The 19,250-nt window shown below is 44.3% G+C and carries 20 protein-coding genes; 14 read left to right on the top strand and 6 right to left on the bottom strand.

Translation table 11 applies throughout. From position 1 onward, the window contains the following. Positions 1-418 (bottom strand): LysR family transcriptional regulator (locus tag SIN01_RS10450; protein ID WP_141306058.1); only part of this gene is annotated, 418 nt, incomplete at its 3' end. Positions 419-536: 118 nt separating this feature from the next. On the opposite strand from SIN01_RS10450, the gene SIN01_RS10445 reads away from it, so the two are divergent. From SIN01_RS10445 to SIN01_RS10435, 3 genes are all read left to right on the top strand, one after another. Continuing rightward, positions 537-1,466, top strand: coding sequence for a DMT family transporter (locus SIN01_RS10445; protein ID WP_141306057.1), 930 nt, complete (start codon positions 537-539; stop codon positions 1,464-1,466). A 104-nt stretch (positions 1,467-1,570) separates the two neighbouring features. After that, a complete protein-coding gene (locus SIN01_RS10440; protein WP_010026391.1) occupies positions 1,571-2,245 on the top strand; it encodes a response regulator transcription factor in 675 nt (224 codons plus the stop codon). Further along, positions 2,242-3,312 carry a sensor histidine kinase gene (locus tag SIN01_RS10435; RefSeq protein ID WP_010026392.1) on the top strand — a complete coding sequence of 357 codons (1,071 nt, stop codon included), beginning with the start codon at positions 2,242-2,244 and terminating at the stop codon, positions 3,310-3,312. The genes SIN01_RS10440 and SIN01_RS10435 overlap by 4 nt, the downstream gene beginning before the upstream one ends. 8 nt (positions 3,313-3,320) lie before the next feature. Here SIN01_RS10435 and prli42 read toward each other — a convergent pair whose 3' ends face one another. Beyond that, positions 3,321-3,419: a stressosome-associated protein Prli42 gene (prli42, locus tag SIN01_RS15060; RefSeq protein WP_162198720.1), complete on the bottom strand. Its 99-nt coding sequence runs from the start codon at positions 3,417-3,419 to the stop codon at positions 3,321-3,323. Between the two features lie 173 nt (positions 3,420-3,592). Here prli42 and SIN01_RS10430 point away from each other — a divergent pair, with 173 nt between their 5' ends. From SIN01_RS10430 to rnz, 3 genes are read left to right on the top strand one after another with little or no spacing between them, the layout of a single operon-like run. Then, positions 3,593-4,714, top strand: coding sequence for a M20/M25/M40 family metallo-hydrolase (locus SIN01_RS10430; RefSeq protein ID WP_047034821.1), 1,122 nt, complete (start codon positions 3,593-3,595; stop codon positions 4,712-4,714). Between the two features lie 20 nt (positions 4,715-4,734). Further along, positions 4,735-5,952 (top strand): DNA polymerase IV, encoded by a 1,218-nt coding sequence (locus SIN01_RS10425; RefSeq protein WP_141306056.1) that lies wholly within the window; start codon positions 4,735-4,737, stop codon positions 5,950-5,952. Between the two features lie 42 nt (positions 5,953-5,994). Continuing rightward, complete coding sequence (gene rnz / locus SIN01_RS10420) at positions 5,995-6,930, top strand: ribonuclease Z (protein ID WP_010023786.1); 936 nt, start codon at positions 5,995-5,997, stop codon at positions 6,928-6,930. Positions 6,931-7,061: 131 nt separating this feature from the next. Here the strand turns inward: rnz and SIN01_RS10415 are convergent, their stop codons facing one another. Next, on the bottom strand, positions 7,062-8,324 hold the full coding sequence (locus SIN01_RS10415) for an ammonium transporter (RefSeq protein WP_047034820.1): 1,263 nt from the start codon (positions 8,322-8,324) through the stop codon (positions 7,062-7,064). A 274-nt stretch (positions 8,325-8,598) separates the two neighbouring features. Here SIN01_RS10415 and SIN01_RS10410 point away from each other — a divergent pair, with 274 nt between their 5' ends. The 6 genes from SIN01_RS10410 to SIN01_RS10385 all read left to right on the top strand — a co-directional run bounded on the left by SIN01_RS10410 (position 8,599) and on the right by SIN01_RS10385 (position 14,810). Beyond that, on the top strand, positions 8,599-9,384 hold the full coding sequence (locus tag SIN01_RS10410; RefSeq protein ID WP_010024822.1) for an SDR family NAD(P)-dependent oxidoreductase: 786 nt from the start codon (positions 8,599-8,601) through the stop codon (positions 9,382-9,384). Between the two features lie 119 nt (positions 9,385-9,503). Beyond that, positions 9,504-10,493, top strand: a complete 990-nt coding sequence (locus SIN01_RS10405) for a thiamine pyrophosphate-dependent dehydrogenase E1 component subunit alpha (RefSeq protein ID WP_010024824.1) — start codon at positions 9,504-9,506, stop codon at positions 10,491-10,493. Between the two features lie 30 nt (positions 10,494-10,523). Beyond that, on the top strand, positions 10,524-11,558 hold the full coding sequence (locus SIN01_RS10400; protein ID WP_010024826.1) for an alpha-ketoacid dehydrogenase subunit beta: 1,035 nt from the start codon (positions 10,524-10,526) through the stop codon (positions 11,556-11,558). Positions 11,559-11,642: 84 nt separating this feature from the next. Beyond that, positions 11,643-12,887, top strand: a complete 1,245-nt coding sequence (locus SIN01_RS10395) for a dihydrolipoamide acetyltransferase family protein (RefSeq protein WP_010024828.1) — start codon at positions 11,643-11,645, stop codon at positions 12,885-12,887. A 303-nt stretch (positions 12,888-13,190) separates the two neighbouring features. Further along, positions 13,191-14,267 carry an AI-2E family transporter gene (locus SIN01_RS10390; RefSeq protein ID WP_010024829.1) on the top strand — a complete coding sequence of 359 codons (1,077 nt, stop codon included), beginning with the start codon at positions 13,191-13,193 and terminating at the stop codon, positions 14,265-14,267. Positions 14,268-14,348: 81 nt separating this feature from the next. Beyond that, the gene (locus SIN01_RS10385) at positions 14,349-14,810 is read left to right on the top strand and encodes an NUDIX hydrolase (protein WP_010024831.1); all 462 of its coding nucleotides are present in this window, start codon (positions 14,349-14,351) and stop codon (positions 14,808-14,810) included. Positions 14,811-14,869: 59 nt separating this feature from the next. Here SIN01_RS10385 and deoD read toward each other — a convergent pair whose 3' ends face one another. Next, positions 14,870-15,580 (bottom strand): purine-nucleoside phosphorylase, encoded by a 711-nt coding sequence (gene deoD, locus SIN01_RS10380; protein ID WP_010024833.1) that lies wholly within the window; start codon positions 15,578-15,580, stop codon positions 14,870-14,872. Positions 15,581-15,652: 72 nt separating this feature from the next. Then, positions 15,653-16,042 (bottom strand): SMU1112c/YaeR family gloxylase I-like metalloprotein, encoded by a 390-nt coding sequence (gene gloA2, locus SIN01_RS10375; protein WP_010024835.1) that lies wholly within the window; start codon positions 16,040-16,042, stop codon positions 15,653-15,655. Between the two features lie 184 nt (positions 16,043-16,226). Here gloA2 and SIN01_RS10370 point away from each other — a divergent pair, with 184 nt between their 5' ends. Together SIN01_RS10370 and tag are read left to right on the top strand one after the other, a co-directional pair. Continuing rightward, positions 16,227-17,159: a cation diffusion facilitator family transporter gene (locus SIN01_RS10370; protein ID WP_047034819.1), complete on the top strand. Its 933-nt coding sequence runs from the start codon at positions 16,227-16,229 to the stop codon at positions 17,157-17,159. 260 nt (positions 17,160-17,419) lie between these two features. Beyond that, positions 17,420-18,580, top strand: coding sequence for a DNA-3-methyladenine glycosylase I (gene tag, locus SIN01_RS15610; RefSeq protein WP_010024838.1), 1,161 nt, complete (start codon positions 17,420-17,422; stop codon positions 18,578-18,580). Here the strand turns inward: tag and SIN01_RS10360 are convergent. Beyond that, on the bottom strand, positions 18,577-19,250 hold a 674-nt coding region (locus SIN01_RS10360), incomplete at its 5' end, for an MFS transporter (protein WP_507772785.1). The genes tag and SIN01_RS10360 overlap by 4 nt on opposite strands.

The following is a 19,250-nucleotide window of genomic DNA, read 5'->3' as shown; positions in this document are numbered from 1 at the left end:
CCCCGCGTGTCAACCGCTGCTCGATTGTTTCATAATTACCTTCGTACAGACGAACTTGGACAAGTGGATAACGTTGATCCATTTCGTGAATGATTTTCGGAAGCAGATGGCGGGAGATGCTGTTAAAGACGCCAACCGTCACAACTCCCTTTTTTATGCCTAAAATCGCTGAAGCTTCTTGATGGACATTTTTATCCATTTGCAGTACAGCATTGATTGAGGGCAGAAGAATGCGACCTTCCCGAGTTACGGTTATTCCTGATCGATCTCTGTTGATGAGTGCAAAGCCTAGGTCATGTTCCAAACTGGATACAGCATGGCTTACCGCCGATTGAGTCAACCCAAGCTGACAGGCAGCTTTCGTAAAACTTTTTAACATCATGACCGTAGAAAAGATTTGATATTTAATCAGACTCATCGCAACCCCAACCTAATGAAATAAATTAATGATGAATATTATAAACATTCATTTTATTAATGACAATATGCTTTGTATACTAAATTTATAAATAAATGTGACGGTTGAGGGATGGGCAATGAGTCAACATAAAGCAGATCTTATTCTGGTACTTGTGACGATGTTTTGGGGTTCTTCCTATATTTTTATGAAAATAGGAATGGAAAGTTTAGCGGTATTTAATCTGATCGCACTTCGTTTTCTTGTGGCGTTTGTGGCTGCCGCTATTCTATTCTTTCGCGTGTTGGGAAAGTTCGATGTGGCGACCATGGTGTTCAGCATGATCCAGAGTGTGCTTTTACTCGGGGTATTTAGCTTTATTATGTATGGAATGAAGACTGTTTCTACATCAAAAGCGGGTTTTCTTGTCAGTTTGACCGTTGTTTTTGTACCGCTTGTTCATGCATGCATTGTGAAAAAGCTTCCGGGTAGACGTGCTTTATGTGGTACATTGATCGCGCTATTAGGGATTTATGTGCTTACCGGCTCCGCTTCGATTGGTTTAAGTGCAGGTTCTGTGTTCCTGATCATCGGCGCTCTGTTTAATGCCATTTATATAGAATTTACCGGTCGAATCATTCATTGCGTAAACCTCATTCCATTTAGTATTTATCAGATGGGGTTTGTAGCGGTAGTCGCATTTGTCTTTTCTGCTGCTTTTGAGCGGCCGCATTTGCCGGATTCTGCATCGGTATGGATTTCCGTACTTGGTCTTGGTCTGCTTTGCAGTGCAGCCGGCTATTTGCTTCAGGCGGCGGCACAAAGATATACAACATCGCTTCATGCGGGACTTATTTTCACGCTGGAACCGATCTTTGCTGTTTTCTTTGCGTTTCTTGCAGACGGTGAGCAAATGTCATTCCATGAATACGTCGGTGCCGTTCTTGTGTTGGCCAGCCTTGTCATTATGGAACTCAAGCCGCGATTTCTTCAACATATTAAAGGGGGGTTCCGTGCACGGATCACGCAGATAAAAACGAAATTTTCTCGTTTTGTTGCGAAGATTTGACGGATTTGGATGAAACGCACCCCTGAATCGTTCAGATTCATGTTCTGTTCATAGTCTTGTTTCAAAATAAGAACATCATTGTTGTAAAGGAGTTGCAGTTGACCTTGAAAAAAATTCTGGTCGTTGATGATGATCCTCATATCCGTGAACTTGTCACGGTGTTCCTTGAAAATGAGGACTTTTCATGCATTGAAGCAGAAAACGGAGAACAGGGACTTGAACGTCTTGAGCAGGAAAATGCGGGCTTGATCATCTTAGATATTATGATGCCGGAGATGGATGGCTGGACGTTTTGCAGGCGCGTTCGCAAACGATGGCAGATTCCGATTCTAATGCTGACAGCAAAGGGAGAGACAATGCAGAAAGTGAAAGGTTTTGAACTGGGGGCAGATGATTATCTCGTAAAACCGTTTGAACCAATCGAACTTGTCATGCGTGTCAAAGCATTATTGAAGCGGTATCAGGTTTCCGTATCGCAAACCGTTGAAGTCGGGCGTCTGATCTTAGACCGAAAATCCTACACGATTTTCAAAGGTGATGCATCCATTATGATCCCTTTAAAGGAATTCGAGCTTCTCTTTATGCTCGCCGGTTCGCCCGGACGCACATTCACCCGTGATGACTTGATCGAGAATATTTGGGGCTACGATTATGAAGGCGATGAACGTACGGTTGATGTGCATGTTAAGCGACTTCGCGAGCGATTCAGTACAGCTTCCAGCGGGTTCGAAATTAAAACAGTCCGCGGTTTGGGCTATCGATTGGAAGAAAGTAAATGAAAAATCAATGCTCATCGAAACTGAAGGTACACAGTCTGGCAATTCTTTTATTACTTTCGATCGTTGTCTATTGGGTTTTGTTTTACTTCTTGCTTGAACTGTTTTTTTCTTGGCTTAGGGTTGCCATTCAGCCAATCCTTTTGCATGTTGCAAGTGCATTGCTCGGATTGGCCCTTTTTGCTTTTGTGATGGCTCAGGTCGGAAAATATATGAAGCCGAAACGAATCAGCTACTTTCAAACGATCATTCAAGCGATAAGGCAGATGGCAAAGGGAAATTTTGAAATCAATCTCGACATTCCTCTGCCGACGGATCAGAAAAGCCGGCATAATCCATTTGTACAGTTGGTTGACAGCGTGCATTATATGGCGAAGGAACTTGGCCAATTGGAGCGAGTGCGCCAGGAGTTTATTTCAAACGTCTCTCACGAAATTCAATCGCCGTTGACGTCAATTAAAGGATTCGCCCGTGCATTAGAGAATGATCGCTTGCCAGAGAATAAGCGGATGCACTATTTAAATATCATTCAAAAAGAGGCGGATCGCTTATCGAAGTTAAGTGATAACTTAATGAAATTAACGGCACTTGAAAACACTAAACATCCGATTCGTTTATCCAACTACCGACTGGATCGTCAAATTCGTTCTTGCCTGCTTGCGCTTGAGCCGCAGTGGACAAAGAAAGCACTAGATATGACTATCGAGCTCGATCCGATTACGATTGATGCGGATTTTGATTTAATGAACCAGGTATGGATGAACTTAATCCACAACAGTATTAAATTTACACCGGAACATGGGAAGCTACAGGTAGAATTGAGCATTCGCGATGGGCGAATTATGTTCTGTCTATCCGACACAGGGATTGGGATTAAAAAAGAAGATTTCGTTCATTTGTTCGAACGTTTCTATAAAGCGGACCGTTCGCGGACAAGGCGTCAAGAAGGCAATGGGCTTGGCTTGTCCATTGTGAAAAAAATTATCGAGGTGCATCACGGAGAAATTCATGTACAAAGTGAATATCAGAAAGGGACGCGTGTTACAATCCTGCTCAATATGAGTGGATAAAGCTTAATTTAATTGCTGACAACCGCAATAATAAAGGCGGATATGGAGGAAAGTACAAGTGCAGCAATCATGAGGTAGATAACGAATCTAAACAGTTTCTTATGCATGTCGTAAAATCCCTTCATTGCTTTTTCCTAACCATTATAGTAGATAAACCGCCAAACTTTCAATAGTTGAACGCATTTGGTTAAAAAAGGTATGGTATGATAAGAGTGGCTATTGAAATCGAACCGATGCTCTTCGTATCGGTTCTTAAAAGTTTTCTAGGTGGGTGAATGGATTGATCAATCAAGAACGTTTGGTTACTGATTTTTGTGAACTCGTTCAAGTCGATTCGGAAACAGGAAATGAAGGACAGATTTTTAAAGTCCTTAAAAACAAATTGTTGGCTTTGGGCTTAGATGTAAAAGAAGACCAAGCACAGCAGAAAACCGGACATGGTGCCAGCAACCTAATTGCGACACTCCCCGGTACGATTAAAGGAACAGCAATCGCACTGAGTACACATATGGATACGGTTGTTCCCGGAAAAGGAATTAAGCCTGTCATTGAAGACGGATTCATTGCCTCTGATGGAACGACAATTCTTGGTTCAGACGATAAAGCCGGAGTATCCGCAATTCTAGAAGCGCTCCAAGTCATTGAAGAAAATCAAAAAGATCACGCCGAGGTCCAAATCATTATTACTGTCGGCGAGGAGTCCGGGTTACGCGGAGCAAAAGCGCTTGATCTGTCGCTTGTTCATGCTCAGTATGGTTTCGCTTTAGACAGTGACGGGCCTGTTGGCGATATCGTTGTCGCTGCGCCTTATCAAACGAAACTGTTGACAGAAGTTTATGGAAAGACGGCACATGCCGGCATTGAACCTGAAAAAGGAATCTCGGCTATTTCTATTGCTGCAAAAGCGATTGCACGCATGCCACTCGGGCGTATCGACCGAGAAACGACGGCGAATATTGGTCGTTTTGAAGGTGGACAAGCCACCAATATTGTCTGTGATTATGTAAAAGTTCTCGCAGAAACGCGTTCCCTAAATCAGTCAAAAATGGAAAAACAAGCGGAGATCATGACTCGCGCTTTTGAAGATGCTGCAAACGAATATGGCGGGAAGGCAAACGTACATACTGAATACATGTATCCGGGCTACCGGTTTGACCGTGAGGACCGTGTCGTTCAACTCGCAACAAAGGCAATCGAAGCAATTGGCAGAACGCCGAGACTGCTTCAGAGCGGTGGCGGCAGTGACGCAAATGTAATTTCCGGTCAGGGACTGCCAACCGTAAACCTTGGGGTTGGCTATGAAGAAATTCATACGGTTAAGGAAAAAATTGCAATTGAAGAACTTGTAAAGACAGGTGAACTGGTTCTTGCGTTGATCGAACAGGCAACGAACGAAGGGTAAATCATATCTAAGGACGGAGAATGATGATGGCGAATGCGCGAGTCATTTTTCATGTTGATATGAACAGCTTTTATGCATCAGTGGAAATTGCCAATCACCCTGAATTGAGAGAAAAACCGCTGGCTATTGCCGGCAAAGCGGAGGAACGGCACGGAATTGTCGTAACCAGCAGCTATGAGGCACGAAAAATGGGTGTACGAACGACCATGACGGTTCGCGAAGCGAAGAAAAAATGCCCGCAGCTCATTGTTCGTCATCCTGATTTCGCGCTCTATAGAAGGACATCGGAGCAGCTATTTACACTGTTGAAAGACTATACGAACATTGTAGAGAAAGCCTCCATTGATGAAGGTTATCTTGACGTCAGCAATTGGATTCATCGCAGGCATCCTCTGAACTTGGCAAGTGAGATCCAAAGCCGCATTCGGGAGGAGCTTCATTTGCCATGCAGCATAGGGATTGCCCCCAATAAATTTCTTGCCAAAATGGCATCGAATATGAAAAAGCCAATGGGGATCACCGTGATACGCAAGCGTGAACTTTCGCAAAAGCTGTGGCCGTTACCGATTGGAAAAATGCATGGGGTTGGCCCAAAAACTGAAGAAAAATTCAGTTTAGCGGGGATCAAGACTATCGGCGATTTGGCTGCAAGCAATCCTGATGCTATTGAAAAAAAATATGGAAGAAACGGCAGGCGTCTGCATGACTTTGCAAATGGATGTGACGTGCGTCCGGTTGATCCGGATTCATGGGACCGTTATAAAAGTATTGGTCATTCAATGACTTTACCTCATGATACCGTTGATCTGAAAATGATTTATGAGACGATGCAGCATTTAGCGGGCAAACTTGAGACGAAATTGAAACGGGAGCATGTGGCAAGCTATGAATTGGTTGTCATGATCCGTTATCATGATTGGAAGACAGTGACGCGGCACAAGTCCACCATGCAACCTTTGCGTTCTTGGCAGGAGATCTTGAATCTGGCTTTTTCTGTCTTCCAAGCCAATTGGAGCGGTGAGGCTGTACGGCTTCTTGGGATCACGCTCGCATCGTTTCAAGCGATTAGTGAATCAACAAAACAGCTCGATCTTTTTTCTTATCAGAATGACATTCAGACCGAGGAGCTGGTTGACTTAATTGACCGAATCAATGATCAATTTGGTGAAAATACGCTGCTTCCTGCTACACGTCTTCTGAATAAAAAACATTCCGAGTCTCCGGATTCCGGTTGTTGATCTCTATCTTAAAGAAGGTTCGCATGACAAAGGATGGATAGAATGAAATTTACTTTTTTAGGCACCGGAGCGGGAATGCCGGCGAAGGAAAGAAACGTAACTTCTATGGCACTCAGTTTCCCGGAATACGATGGTGACCTCTGGCTCTTCGATTGTGGTGAGGGAACACAGCGGCAAATTCTCTACACGGCAGTAAAATTAACAAAATTAACGGCAGTTTTTGTAACGCATCTGCATGGAGATCATTTATTTGGCCTTCCGGGCATACTAGGTAGCCGATCGTTTCAAGGTGCTGAACATCCATTGGAACTTATTGGACCAAAGGGATTAAAAGCTTTTGTTGAGACTTCGCTTCAGATTTCAGGGACGCATCTACATTATCCCTTGGTGATTCATGAGATCGACTCAAATGGAAAGGTTTATGAAAATGAACATTTCATTGTTCATGCATGTGAACTGGATCATGGGATTCAGAGTTTTGGTTACAGGATTACCGAGAAGGATCAGCCTGGAGAGCTACTTGTTGATCGGTTGATCGATCTTGGTATTCGACCGGGTCCTATCTATAAAAAAATTAAGGAACAGAGTCAAGTGATCTTGCCTGATGGACGAACTTTAGAGACCGCTCCTTTTATTGGTAAAAAAAAGAAGGGACGCCATGTGGTGGTTTTAGGCGATACGCGGCCGTGTCATGCTGCCCTTAAACTCGCTGCACATGCGGATCTGCTCGTTCATGAAGCAACCTTTAACGGTCAAAGTGCTCGTTTGGCGCATGATTATCATCATTCAACATCAATCCAAGCTGCGGAAATGGCGCAAAAGGCTGAAGTGAAGCAGTTGATTTTGTCTCATTTAAGTTCCAGATATCAGAAAAAAGAACAGCATGAACTCTTAAAAGAAGCCAAATCTGTTTTTAAGCAGACCTATTTAGCGCATGATTTCTGGACTTTTGAATTGCCTTATCAGCAGAGATCTTAATAATAAATAGGGCGGGATTTAGGATCGTAAATGATCACCGAACCGTAGCTTTTAATTGATGATACACAAAAAAAGATTCCCACAGAAGGGAATCTTTTTTTGTGTATCTAATTATTCATTAAGTATTTTAGTTATTTTCCTTCAGTTTCGCCATAGCCGTAAGCGCCGTGTTCGCTGATATCAAGACCCGCTTTTTCAGCTTCCGCGGATACGCGTAGACCGATGGTTGCTTTGATGATTGAGAGTACAATCAAGGAAGCGATCGCTACGAAAGCGAATGCTGCGATTACACCAAGTGCTTGAACGCCTAATTGATAGAGACCGCCGCCGTAGAAGAGGCCCGGTTTGCCGACTCCGGCCAGTTCAACAAGCTTTGGTGCTGCAAAGAATCCGGTAGAAAGTGTACCGATAACACCCGAAATACCATGAACAGAGAATGCGTAAATCGGATCATCGAGTCCTTTGCTTTCAAGGAAGATTGAAGTCCAGTAAGTAAATGCGCCGGCAACAGCCCCGATTACGATTGCTGCCCATGGTTCAACGAACGCACAGGAAGCAGTGATCGCTACGAGTGCTGCAAGCACGCCATTACACATTGCACCGATATCTGCTTTCTTCGATAGGATCATTGCTGCAAACAAAGCACCAAGTGCACCGGCTGCTGCTGCCAGGTTCGTTGTTAAAGCAACATAACCGAAGAACTGGCCATATCCAGAAGTTGCGACTCCTGTAGATACCGTGCTTCCGGCGTTAAATCCAAACCAGCCGATCCAAAGGATGAACGTGCCAAGGAAAACAAAAGGAATACTGTGAGCTGGAATTGTCTTTGCTTTTCCATCAACAAATTTGCCGATTCTCGGTCCAAGGAGAAGTGTGCCGATTAGCGCGGCAGTAGCACCTTGAAGGTGAACGACGGTTGATCCCGCGAAGTCTTGCATACCGAGCGTGCTCAACCAGCCGCCGCCCCATACCCAGTGTCCGACGACCGGATAAATAATGGCAATAAAGACTGTACCAAATATAAAGTAAACTGAAAGCTTCGCGCGTTCTGCAAAGCCGCCCCATGCGATCGCAAGGGAAACAGCGGCAAATGCAAGTTGGAACAAGAAGAAAATAGAGTCATAACCGCTTGGAACACCGCTTAAGAAAAATTTAGAAGTTCCAATGAATGCATTACCTTCACCGAAAGCGATGCCGTAACCAACCGCCCAAAAGACAATTGAGGACAGTGCAAGCGTAATAATTTGCTTACCGGTAATATGGCCTGCATTTTTGCTTTGCAGTGATCCTGCTTCAAGAAATGCAAAACCAGCTTGCATAAGGATAACTAAGATTGCTGCTACCATTACCCATAATGAATCCAAACTTAATGTAATTGCATCTGTTGCTTTCATTAAATGAATGCCCCCTTCTTTATGATGTAGTAATTATAACATACAGTGTCAGTAAAAGTTACAACAAAATATTAAAAATATTCCATTATTTTTGGAAGCCCTTACATTTGCTACAATTTTGTCACTATTAAAATTCTGCCTTGGATTTGTCCAAATCAGAAGATTCCTTTTTCGGATACTGCTTATCGCCAAATTGTTTTGCATTGTTATAAATTCTCTATAATAATAGGAAGGGTAAACGATGCAATAAGCACTAACTTTGAGGTGGAACTTTATGAAATTAAAGAATAAACGCGTTGTCATCACCGGGGCATCGAGCGGACTTGGTAGGGAACTGGCCATTCTGTGCGCCGCCAGAGGTGCGCATATCATTATGCTTGCGCGAAGTATTACAAAAATGAAAACCTTAAAAGATGAAATCGAACAATTAGGCGGCCGTGCTGTTTATGAATCATTAGACATTACTGATGCAGAACAGGTCCATTTAACGTTTCAGGCAATACTGGAAAAATTTAAGCGCATCGATCTGCTGATCAATTGTGCAGGAGTCGGCTATTTTCTACCGCTTACTGAAACGAATACTGAGGAAATTGAGCAAATGATTGCGGTCAATGTGCGCGGACTTATTTATTGCACGCGTGAGGCTGCTCAAGCGATGGAAGCGCAAAAATGCGGCTCCATCGTTATGATTGCTTCTCTTGCGGGGATTATCACGACACCGAAGTCTGTTGTTTATGGCGCAACGAAGCACGCGGTGATCGGTTTTGCGAACGGCGTACGTATGGAACTTGAAAAAGCAGGTGTTCATGTAACGGTTGTGAATCCTGGGCCAATACGTACACCATTCATGAACAATGCGGATCCAACGGGTACATATCGGAAGCGCGTCGACCGATTCATGCTCGATCCGCGCCGCACAGCCGAACGTATTTTGCATGCTGTGAACACGAACAAACGGACATTAAATCTTCCGTGGTATATGGGGATCGGCTCAAAGTTATATCAAATTGTTCCTTCGGTTTTCGAAAGGGTATGCGGTCCTTTTTTACGAATGAAGTGAAAAAGCGGCGAGCAGTCGCATATAAATATTTTGCATCAGAAGTAAAAATAGGGTATGATTATATAGTAAGAAAACGCTTACATTATTGCTGTAAGTGCTATATGACGGGAGGAGTCAGAATGCAAACTGAAGCATCCGCTAAAGACATGACCGTTGGAAAGGCGAAATGGATTTATACGAAAATGCAAGAAATCCGTCAATTTGAAACAGCAGTTCATGATATTTTTGCGAAGGGTGAAATTCCCGGTTTCGTTCACTTGTACGCCGGTGAAGAAGCGGTAGCTGTCGGCGTGTGTGCGCATCTAACGGATAGCGATAGTATTACAAGCACGCACCGCGGTCACGGGCATTGTATTGCCAAAGGCTGTGATTTAGATGGAATGATGGCGGAAATCTATGGCCGATCAACCGGTCTGTGTAAGGGGAAAGGCGGTTCCATGCATATTGCCGACGTTTCTAAAGGAATGCTTGGTGCAAACGGCATTGTTGGTGCCGGACTGCCTTTAGCCATCGGTGCTGGACTTACTGCCAAGGTGAAGAAAACGAAGAATGTCGCTGTATGCTTTTTTGGCGATGGAGCCAGCAATCACGGTACATTCCATGAGGCAGTGAATATGGCAGCCATCTGGAAGCTTCCGGTACTCTTCGTTTGTGAAAATAACGGGTTTGGAGAGGCGTCGACCTTCGACTATGCTGCAGCGGCAGAACGGATTTCAGACTTTGCGAACGTCTATCGAATTGCTGGCGAAACCGTAGATGGAAAAGACTTGTCGGCTGTATATGAAGCCGCAGGCAAAGCGGTAGAACGTGCGCGTAATGGGGAAGGACCGACAATTCTTGAATGCATGACCTATCGCGATTTCGGGCATTTCGAAGGCGATACGCAAACGTATAAAGATGCCGACCAGCAAAAAAAAGCGATGACTGAAGATGATGCCATTGTTCGATTTCAAACCTTTGCAAAGGAAAATGATCTGTTGACTGAGGGAGAGATAAAAACGATCGATAACTCCGTAAAAAAAGCGGTGGAACACGCGATAAAATTCAGTGAAGAAAGTCCGTTTCCTGATGATCACGAAGTGACCACCGATGTTTATGTCTCATACTAATCTAATTGGATCAATCTGGAGGTGCTTGCGATGGCAGTAAAGATGAGTTATTCAGATGCAATTAATGATGCGATTCGCTTTGCGATGCGAAAAGATGAAAGCGTTGTCTTGATTGGTGAAGACGTTGCCGGCGGAGCCGAGGTTGATCATCTTCAGGATGAAGGGGCCTGGGGCGGCGTTTTTGGTGTAACAAAGGGAATTGTTGAAGAATTTGGTCGTGACCGTGTGATCGATACACCGATTGCTGAATCCGGTTATATGGGTGCTGCCGTTTCGGCTGCGGTAACCGGTTTGCGTCCGATTTCGGAATTAATGTTTAACGACTTTATCGGTAGCTGTTTGGATGAAGTGATGAATCAGGCGGCCAAGTTCCACTATATGTTCGGCGGCAAAGCCAAGGTTCCGCTGACGATCCGAACAATTGACGGGGCTGGATTCAACGCAGCAGCGCAGCACTCACAAAGCCTTTATGCACTATTCACTCATATTCCGGGGTTGAAAGTTGTGATCCCTTCAAATCCTTATGACATGAAAGGTCTGCTCCTCAATGCGATTTTTGATGATGATCCGGTTATCGTTTTTGAAGATAAAACACTTTATAGTATGAAAGGAGAAGTTGACGAAGGCTTCTATACAATTCCATTTGGAAAGGCGGAAATCAAACGTTCCGGTAAGGATCTAACCATTGTCGGACTTGGAAAACAGGTTTATACCGCCTTGAAGGCAGCCGATCAATTGGCGAAAAAAGGTTTTGAAACGGAAGTGATTGATCCAAGAACTTTGTCTCCGCTTGATGAAGACACCATTATTAAATCGGTGCAGAAGACGGGCCGTCTCATTATTGTCGATGAAGCCTATCCGCGCTGCAGTGCGGCTACCGATATTGCGGCAATTGTTGGCGACAAAGCATTTGATTATCTGGATGCGCCGATTAAACGGGTAACCGCGCCACATGCTCCGGTTCCATTTTCGCCACCACTCGAAAAACTGTATATGCCGACACCTGAGAAGATCATCAAAGCATTCCGAGAAATGGTCGGTGAACATGTATTCTCAGCAATATAAAATTTTCGAACGATAGGATTGGGAGCGTGTGCTCCAGCAAAAGCTTCACATATCCTGACGTTCATCTGAAAGGAGCGAGTGAAAATGGCGGTAGAAATCATCATGCCTAAAATGGGTATGGGTATGGAAGAAGGAACAGTGGTTGAATGGCTGAAACAAAAAGGCGATTCAGTCAAAAAAGGAGAGCCTGTCGTTTCAATCAGTTCAGACAAAATTGAAAAAGATCTTGAAGCACCTGAAGACGGTGTGCTCATTGATATTGAAGCTGAGGCGGATGATGTTGTACCAATCGGACATCCTGTTGGCTATATTGGCGCTCCGGGTGAATCCGTTCAAACAGATCAAGCAAATGCCGCGCAGCCTGCTAAGGAAGAGAAGGACGCTCCAGCTACCGCAACTCCTGCGCCATCCCCGCAAGTGCCGGATGGCGATGAAGAACCGCGGCTTCGGGTATCGCCAGCTGCCCGTCGTTTAGCAAAATCAGCGGGGATTGATTTGGCAACCGTTCAAGGCACCGGTCCGATGGGGAGAATCACAAAAGCGGATGTTGCAGCGGCTCAGATTAAGACAGAACAAGAACCTGTTGTACAAACGAAGGCTGCACCGGCAAGTACTCCGACACCATCGGCAGCACAATCCGCAGGGACAGCCAAAAAAGTGACGGGTATGAGAAAAGTCATTTCGGATCGGATGTTCGATAGTCTTCAACAGACCGCACAGCTCACCTTACAGACTACAGTTGATGTTACCGATTTGATTGCTTTCCAAAAGAAAGCACGAGAAGCTTATCCGATCAATGATGAGGTACGGTTAACGATCACCGACTTTATTGCAAAAGCAGTGATCAATGCGTTGCTTGAACACAAATACATGAATAGTCTCTATGAAGGCGATACGATTACAACCTTCGACCATGTGCATCTTGGTATTGCGGTTGCACTCGATGAAGGCCTTGTCGTACCGGTGATTCGCCAGGCTGATCAAAAATCATTGAGTATGATTTCACGAGAGATTAGAAAAGCAAGTAAGGCCGCGCGCGGCAGCGAATTGAATCAACTCCAGTTGAGTGGATCAACCTTTACGATAACGTCGTTGGGAACTTACGGTGTCGGTTTCTTCACTCCGGTCATTAATCCTCCGGAAGTGGGGATTCTCGGAGTCGGAACGATTACTCAGCAGCCGGTCTATGTTGATGATGAACTGCAAAAGCGCAGGATCATGCCGCTTAGCCTCACCTTTGACCACCGTGCCGTTGACGGCGCGCCAGCAGCAGCATTCCTGGCAGCGGTTAAAGCAAATTTGCAAGCGCCTTTTAAACTCGTTTTATAAGAAACTTAAGATTAATCAATCAAGAGGGTGTCTCAAAGTCCGTTTTCACTTTGAGGCACCCTCTTAGAGGTATAAATGATGAATCTAGCACGCAGGTGCAAGTCTCCTGCCGGTCATGGTCTGTGTCGATATGAATGCCGTCAGAAATGAGACGGAACATGTTTATAGGGAGAGTGACAATGCGTCCCGCATCATAGTAATTATCCATATAAAATCTATTTATATTGGATAATCATTTGAAAAGTAGGGTACAATGATAGCGTAGCATCGATATTTTTTGGAAGAGAAGATAGGGGAATTTTAATGCCAAACTCAAAATACTTTCGCTTTGCGGTATGGGTTCTGATCACTCTAGTAATCTTAATGGTTGGTTCAAAACTAACATTTATTTTACAACCGTTAGGAGTGCTGTTTACTTCACTTGCTACACCGCTGATTATTTCAGGACTTCTTTATTATTTGCTCCGCCCGCTTGTACGCGGATTGGTTCATCTAAAGATACCGAAAGTGATCGCCATCCTAATCATTTATTTAGCCGGTATTGGATTGATTACACTTCTTGTTCTCTATTTTGGCCCGCTCTTGTATAATCAATTTTTGTCATTGATAACAAGTATGCCGGCATTAGTCCAGCAACTGAGTGAACAACTGGTAAACTTTCAGAAAAGCGATACATTTTTTAAATTGCACTTAGATCAAATTCCATACCTTGATTTTGCCAACCGATTTTCCCGTTCATTATCCACCATTGCGACATCAATCGGAAATAATGTATTAACGATTATCCAATCGATCACGGGCACGGTATTAATCATTGCGACAATACCATTTATTTTGTTCTACTTTTTAAAAGACAGCGACCGAATGTTCCGGGGATTGATGAAATTTATTCCTGACGAGCATCAAGAAAAAGCACGTGAAATTTTGACCGATATGGATGCAACGCTGAGCGGGTACATACAGGGACAGATGATTGTACTGCTCTTCGATTTTGTTTTTATTTATATATGGTATTTGATTATCGGGCTAAATTACTCGCTTGTCCTTGCTCTTGTCATTCTATTTACGAATGTTATTCCGTTTATCGGTTCGTTCATTGCGACAATACCTGCTGTTATCGTTGCTTTTATTCAGTCCCCTGTTTTAGCAATCTACGTTATTGTTGGCGTGACTGTTGTCCAGCAAATTGAAGGAAATGTGATTTCACCGCTTGTGATGGGAAGAAAGCTGGACATACATCCGCTGACGATCATCTGTTTGCTGCTCGTTGCCGGAAATTTAGCGGGAATTGTTGGCATGTTACTTGCTATTCCTGTATACGCAGTATGCAAAGTGATTATCACACGTCTATATAAGCTGTTCCAGTTGCGCAAACAATAAGCTTTGGATTGTGTAGAATGAGACGCACTATGATCGAACTGATCGAACCTCTATAACACACGACACGAAGGAGGCGGATTCATGGGTTATATTCAGAAGCTGCGTGAAAGGATTGGGCACCAACCGTTAATCTTGGTTGGTTCCGTCGCTCTAATTACTGATCATCAGAATCGATTATTATTGCAAAAACGGAACTATCCGAAAGAAAGCTGGGGGCTGCCTGGAGGACTTATGGAGTTGGGGGAATCCGCGGAAGAGACGGCAGCTCGCGAGGTTAAGGAAGAAACCGGTTTGACGGTGAGCGGCCTTAAACTTTTCGATGTCTATTCGGGGGTACGCACCCCTGCGGTGGCTGAAAACGGAGATCAATATTATCCGGTAACGATTGCATACAAAGCTCAGTCCTTTGAAGGGCAGTGGATGATCGATCCGAGTGAATCGGAAACGTTCGAATTCTGCGGCAAAGACGAGCTACCAAGTAACTTGTTAAAAAATCAGTTGAAAATTATTGAGGATTATTTCAGTTGTGACAAAAAACACTAAAAAAAGCAATGATCTGCATGTTGGTTACGGATCATTGCTTTTTTCTTATCCTCTTTTCGTTAGTCATCGACAGCCGTTTCAAGAGCGATGTGGATCATATCGTTAAAGGTCGTCTGTCGTTCTGCAGCTGTAGTGTCCGGTTCATCTGAGAATATATGATCGCTGACGGTGAGAACAGTCAGCGCTTGAACGCCGTATTTTGCTGCTAATGTGTAAAGCGCCGATGTTTCCATCTCAACAGCAAGGACGCCGTATTCCCCTAATTTCTTGACGAGTTCCATACTGTCGCGGTAGAAGACATCAGCAGAAAGTACATTACCGGCGCGCAGCGGTACACCAAGTTTTTTCCCAACCGTATACGCCTTATGGAGCAGCGAAAAGTCTGCAGTTGGCGCAAAGTTGATTTCTGGAAAGATGCCGCGATTAACCGCTGAATCTGTCGTTGCCGACATTGCGAGAATGACGTCCCGAACATGAATCCCTTTCTGGACACCGCCGCAGGTACCGACGCGGATTAGTTTTTTAACGCCATAATCACGAATCAGCTCGTTAACATAAATAGAAATAGACGGAATACCCATTCCTGTCCCTTGAACAGAGATACGTTTTCCCTTATAGCTCCCTGTAAAACCGAGCATGCCGCGGACGTTATTGTATTGCTTTGCGTCCTTAAGATAGGTTTCCGCAATATATTTTGCACGTAAAGGATCACCGGGAAGCAGAATGCGATCAGCAATCTCACCGGACTTTGCATCAATATGTATGCTCAAAATGTAGTCCTCCTTAACTGGATCATATCAAATTCATCTTATTCTAACATGTCACGTCAAAAGAAGGAAAATTCATAACTCATAGAGTTCAAGCGGCAAATCATCGGGGTCTCTAAAAAAAGTAAAACGTTTCTTTGTAAAGGGATCCACACGAATCGCTTCGGTTGCCACACCTTTTGCGCTCAGCATGTGAACCGACGCCTCGATGTCTTGAACGGCAAATGCTAAATGTCTGAGTCCGGATGCTTCCGGATGGGTGGGACGTTTGGGAGGGTTTGGAAAAGAGAACAGCTCGATTTGAGCGCCGCTGTCGCCGACAGCAAGATCCAATTTATACGAATCGCGTTCCTGCCGATAGGTTTCGTGGATCACCTTCAGTCCTAAAACAGAAACATAAAATTGCTTGGATCGTTCGTAATTCGTACAAATGACGGCACAATGATGAATCGAATGAACAGACATGACAATCAACTCGTTTCATAAATTATTTTGCTATTAGTATAGCAAAAAGTGTTCCATGTGTAGTGAATAAGATAAGATACGATTGACAGTACATCGGAAAATGATGATACTGAACATAGAAACGATGTTACCTGTATTCACTGATTTCAGGCAGTTTTCTTGGGAAAGAAGAGGTGAGTCAGACTTGGGGAAAGACATAGTGCATCACGAAAAAAAGGATCATCATGTTCATCACCATGCAGCGAATCAAAGGGCGCTATTGATCAGTTTTATCATCATAAGCGGGTTTATGATCGTCGAGGCGATTGGCGGCTATGTGAGCGGCAGTTTGGCGCTGCTTTCTGATGCGGGACATATGCTCAGTGACGCAATTTCACTCGGTTTAAGCTATACAGCCATCTTAGTTGGCAATCGAGCTTCGGTTAATAATCGTAAAACGTTTGGTTATAAACGGTTTGAAATTCTTGCAGCTTTATTTAATGGTGCTTTATTATTGTTGATCTCGGTTTGGATCGTCGTTGAGGCAATCTCACGGATTAACGCGCCTGTCGAGGTCGCAAGCTTTGAAATGATGGTGATCGCTTGTATCGGTCTTTTAGTCAATCTTGTTGTTGCACGGGTCTTGCATGGCGGCTCGGAGGATAACCTCAATGTTCATAGCGCATTCTTACATGTGCTTGGCGACCTGCTTGGTTCGCTCGGTGCGATTGCTGCAGCGGTGCTGATTTTTCTGTTTGGGTGGAATCTTGCAGATCCGATTGCAAGTATTGTTGTTTCACTGATCATTATTAGAAGCAGCTGGAGCATTTTAAGGGATTCGATTAATATCCTGATGGAGGCAAAGCCGGATCATCTTGATATCGAAAAGATACGCCAAGAAATCACAGCAATTGATGGCGTTGATGGGATTCATGATCTGCATATTTGGACGATCACTTCCGAATTTTTGTCGCTCAGCTGTCATTTGACAGCAAAGGATGGTGTGGATCGCGATGAATTGCTGCGACGCGTCGAAGCACTACTTTCACATTATCGACTGGATCATTCAACCATTCAGATTGAGAGTGTTCATTTCAATACCTGCCGATCGGATTGTGCCCACCACGGGCATCATTGACCCATGTCGGCTTTGCTTAAAGTCGGAAAATCTCATCGTGCAAGCGTAAACTATGCGGACGGGGTAAAACCGTTCGCATGTCGTGTAAGGAAAGAAAGTTAGATTTGCGATTTGCTGACGCTAGATGAGCTGAAAGACCGTTCGAGCACAAGGCTGATGGAAACAAGTCGCTTGCAGAGCGGCAATAAGGACCTGAGCTTTTTTCTCCTTAGCGACTCATGATAAAGTATCGTTATTCACAAAAAACGGAGGGATTGCTGATGCGTAAAGATGCATTGCTGATCATTGATATGAGTAATGATTTTGTCCATGATCAAGGAGGGCTGAGTGCTGGGAAACCGGCTCAAAAAATTGTCCCTTTTATCGTGGAGCTTGCCGATCAATTCAACGAAATGGGAAAGCCGATTTTCTTTTGCATGGATGCGCATGAACCCAATGATGCTCATTTTAAACTCTGGCCGGTTCACAATGTGAAAGGAACATGGGGGGCACATCTCTATGGCTCGCTAGGCGAATGGTATGCCACTCATAAGCAGGAACAGAAGGTTCACTTTATACCGAAACCTGAATATGACGCATTTATCCGAACCAATCTCGATCAACTGCTGAAGGAATATAAGGTTGATACTGTTCATTTGGTTGGGGTCTGCACGGATATTTGTGATTTTTTGACCGCGTACGGTGCCTATTCAAGAGGGTACGCGACCATTGCGTACAAAAAAGGTATGGCTACGTTCACAGATCAGCATGAACGATTTCTCGCGCATATGCATGCAATTTTAAAACAACAATCATTGACTAAAACGGAGGCGGATCACGTGACAAAAAGATGCGAAGACGTGAAACAGCGCTGTTCATGGGTAAGCACCGATCCCGATTATGTTGCCTACCATGACTTTGAATGGGGGCGTCCCACGTATGATTCTCAGGAATTGTTTGAACTGCTTTGTCTTGAAGGCATGCAGGCAGGATTAAGCTGGATTACGATATTGAAACGACGCAGCAGTTTCAGACAGGCGTTTGATCGCTTCGATCCGAAATGTATGTCCGCTTATTCGGAGCAAAAAATCGAACATTTGATGAAGAATAAGGGCATCATTCGCAACCGCTTGAAGATTAAAGCAATGATCACGAATGCGCAAATGTATTTAGCGCTTGAAAAACAGCAATCATTCAGTGATTTTCTATGGTCCTTCACCGGAGGTACACCGACCGTTCATCATTACAAAGAAGCAGAAGCGATCCCGACATCGAGCAATGAATCGCTTCTGATGAGCAAAGCGCTGAAAAAGCGAGGATTTAAATTCGTGGGTGAAACTATTTGTTATGCATTCATGCAAGCATCAGGCATGGTGAATGATCATGAAACCGGCTGCTTCTGCTACGCCAAATGTCTTCCCGCGCAAAATAAAGTGAATTAATTAAAATTTCGGATTGCCGGGACACATAGAACGATTGCAATGAGCAGAAGCGATACGACGCTGAGTGTCATCATTGCTGAGATACCGCCAACAGCCTCAGAGAACCAGCCGGTAAATAAATAGCCGACAGGAATCAAAGCGAAAGATCCAAGCATGTCGATGCTGGCAACACGTCCAAATGCTTCTGGTTCAACCAGTTCCTGAAGGCTGGTTTCCCAAATCAAGCCGAATGCCATGCTTCCGAAACCTTCGACAGTCATCAAGAGTGCGAGGATGATCGGATGTTCAATAAATGTCATGATGATAAATGAAAGGGCACCGATCGCGATCCCTAGGTAGCCAATCAGACCACGGTGTGTCCAGGCCTTTCGCATTCCGAAAATAAAGGCTGCACTTGCTGCGCCAACGGCTTGACCGGACATGATAAAACCATAGACATAAGTTGGAAAATGGTGATGGACGTTCAGCAGCCATGGAAGGATAATTACCGTCACCCCGTTCGTGCAAAGATTCAAAAAGCAGAATGCAAGAATGGTGACCCAGAGCCAGGTCGTCTGTTTGATCACGGAAACACCACCGAAACAATTACGGAGAAAAGAAACTTTCGTTTCGTTCCGGTCTGTTTTATGTATTTTCCCTTCCTTTGTTAGAAACTGGAGAGTGAAAAGTT

The sequence above is a fragment of the Sporolactobacillus inulinus genome (assembly GCF_006539285.1).
Lineage (GTDB): Bacteria > Bacillota > Bacilli > Bacillales > Sporolactobacillaceae > Sporolactobacillus > Sporolactobacillus inulinus.
The sequence above is the reverse complement of the archived record's forward strand: the minus strand, read 5'-3'. Positions and strand labels throughout refer to the sequence as shown.

Bases quoted from the DNA above. Each gene is read 5' to 3' on its own strand.
- SIN01_RS10445 (WP_141306057.1), top strand. From the start codon at position 537: ATGAGTCAACATAAAGCAGATCTTATTCTGGTACTTGTGACGATGTTT.
- SIN01_RS10435 (WP_010026392.1), top strand. From the start codon at position 2,242: ATGAAAAATCAATGCTCATCGAAACTGAAGGTACACAGTCTGGCAATT.
- prli42 (WP_162198720.1), bottom strand. From the start codon at position 3,419: ATGCATAAGAAACTGTTTAGATTCGTTATCTACCTCATGATTGCTGCA.
- SIN01_RS10425 (WP_141306056.1), top strand. From the start codon at position 4,735: ATGATGATGGCGAATGCGCGAGTCATTTTTCATGTTGATATGAACAGC.
- rnz (WP_010023786.1), top strand. From the start codon at position 5,995: ATGAAATTTACTTTTTTAGGCACCGGAGCGGGAATGCCGGCGAAGGAA.
- SIN01_RS10415 (WP_047034820.1), bottom strand. From the start codon at position 8,324: ATGAAAGCAACAGATGCAATTACATTAAGTTTGGATTCATTATGGGTA.
- SIN01_RS10410 (WP_010024822.1), top strand. From the start codon at position 8,599: ATGAAATTAAAGAATAAACGCGTTGTCATCACCGGGGCATCGAGCGGA.
- SIN01_RS10405 (WP_010024824.1), top strand. From the start codon at position 9,504: ATGCAAACTGAAGCATCCGCTAAAGACATGACCGTTGGAAAGGCGAAA.
- SIN01_RS10400 (WP_010024826.1), top strand. From the start codon at position 10,524: ATGGCAGTAAAGATGAGTTATTCAGATGCAATTAATGATGCGATTCGC.
- SIN01_RS10395 (WP_010024828.1), top strand. From the start codon at position 11,643: ATGGCGGTAGAAATCATCATGCCTAAAATGGGTATGGGTATGGAAGAA.
- SIN01_RS10390 (WP_010024829.1), top strand. From the start codon at position 13,191: ATGCCAAACTCAAAATACTTTCGCTTTGCGGTATGGGTTCTGATCACT.
- SIN01_RS10385 (WP_010024831.1), top strand. From the start codon at position 14,349: ATGGGTTATATTCAGAAGCTGCGTGAAAGGATTGGGCACCAACCGTTA.
- gloA2 (WP_010024835.1), bottom strand. From the start codon at position 16,042: ATGTCTGTTCATTCGATTCATCATTGTGCCGTCATTTGTACGAATTAC.
- tag (WP_010024838.1), top strand. From the start codon at position 17,420: ATGCGTAAAGATGCATTGCTGATCATTGATATGAGTAATGATTTTGTC.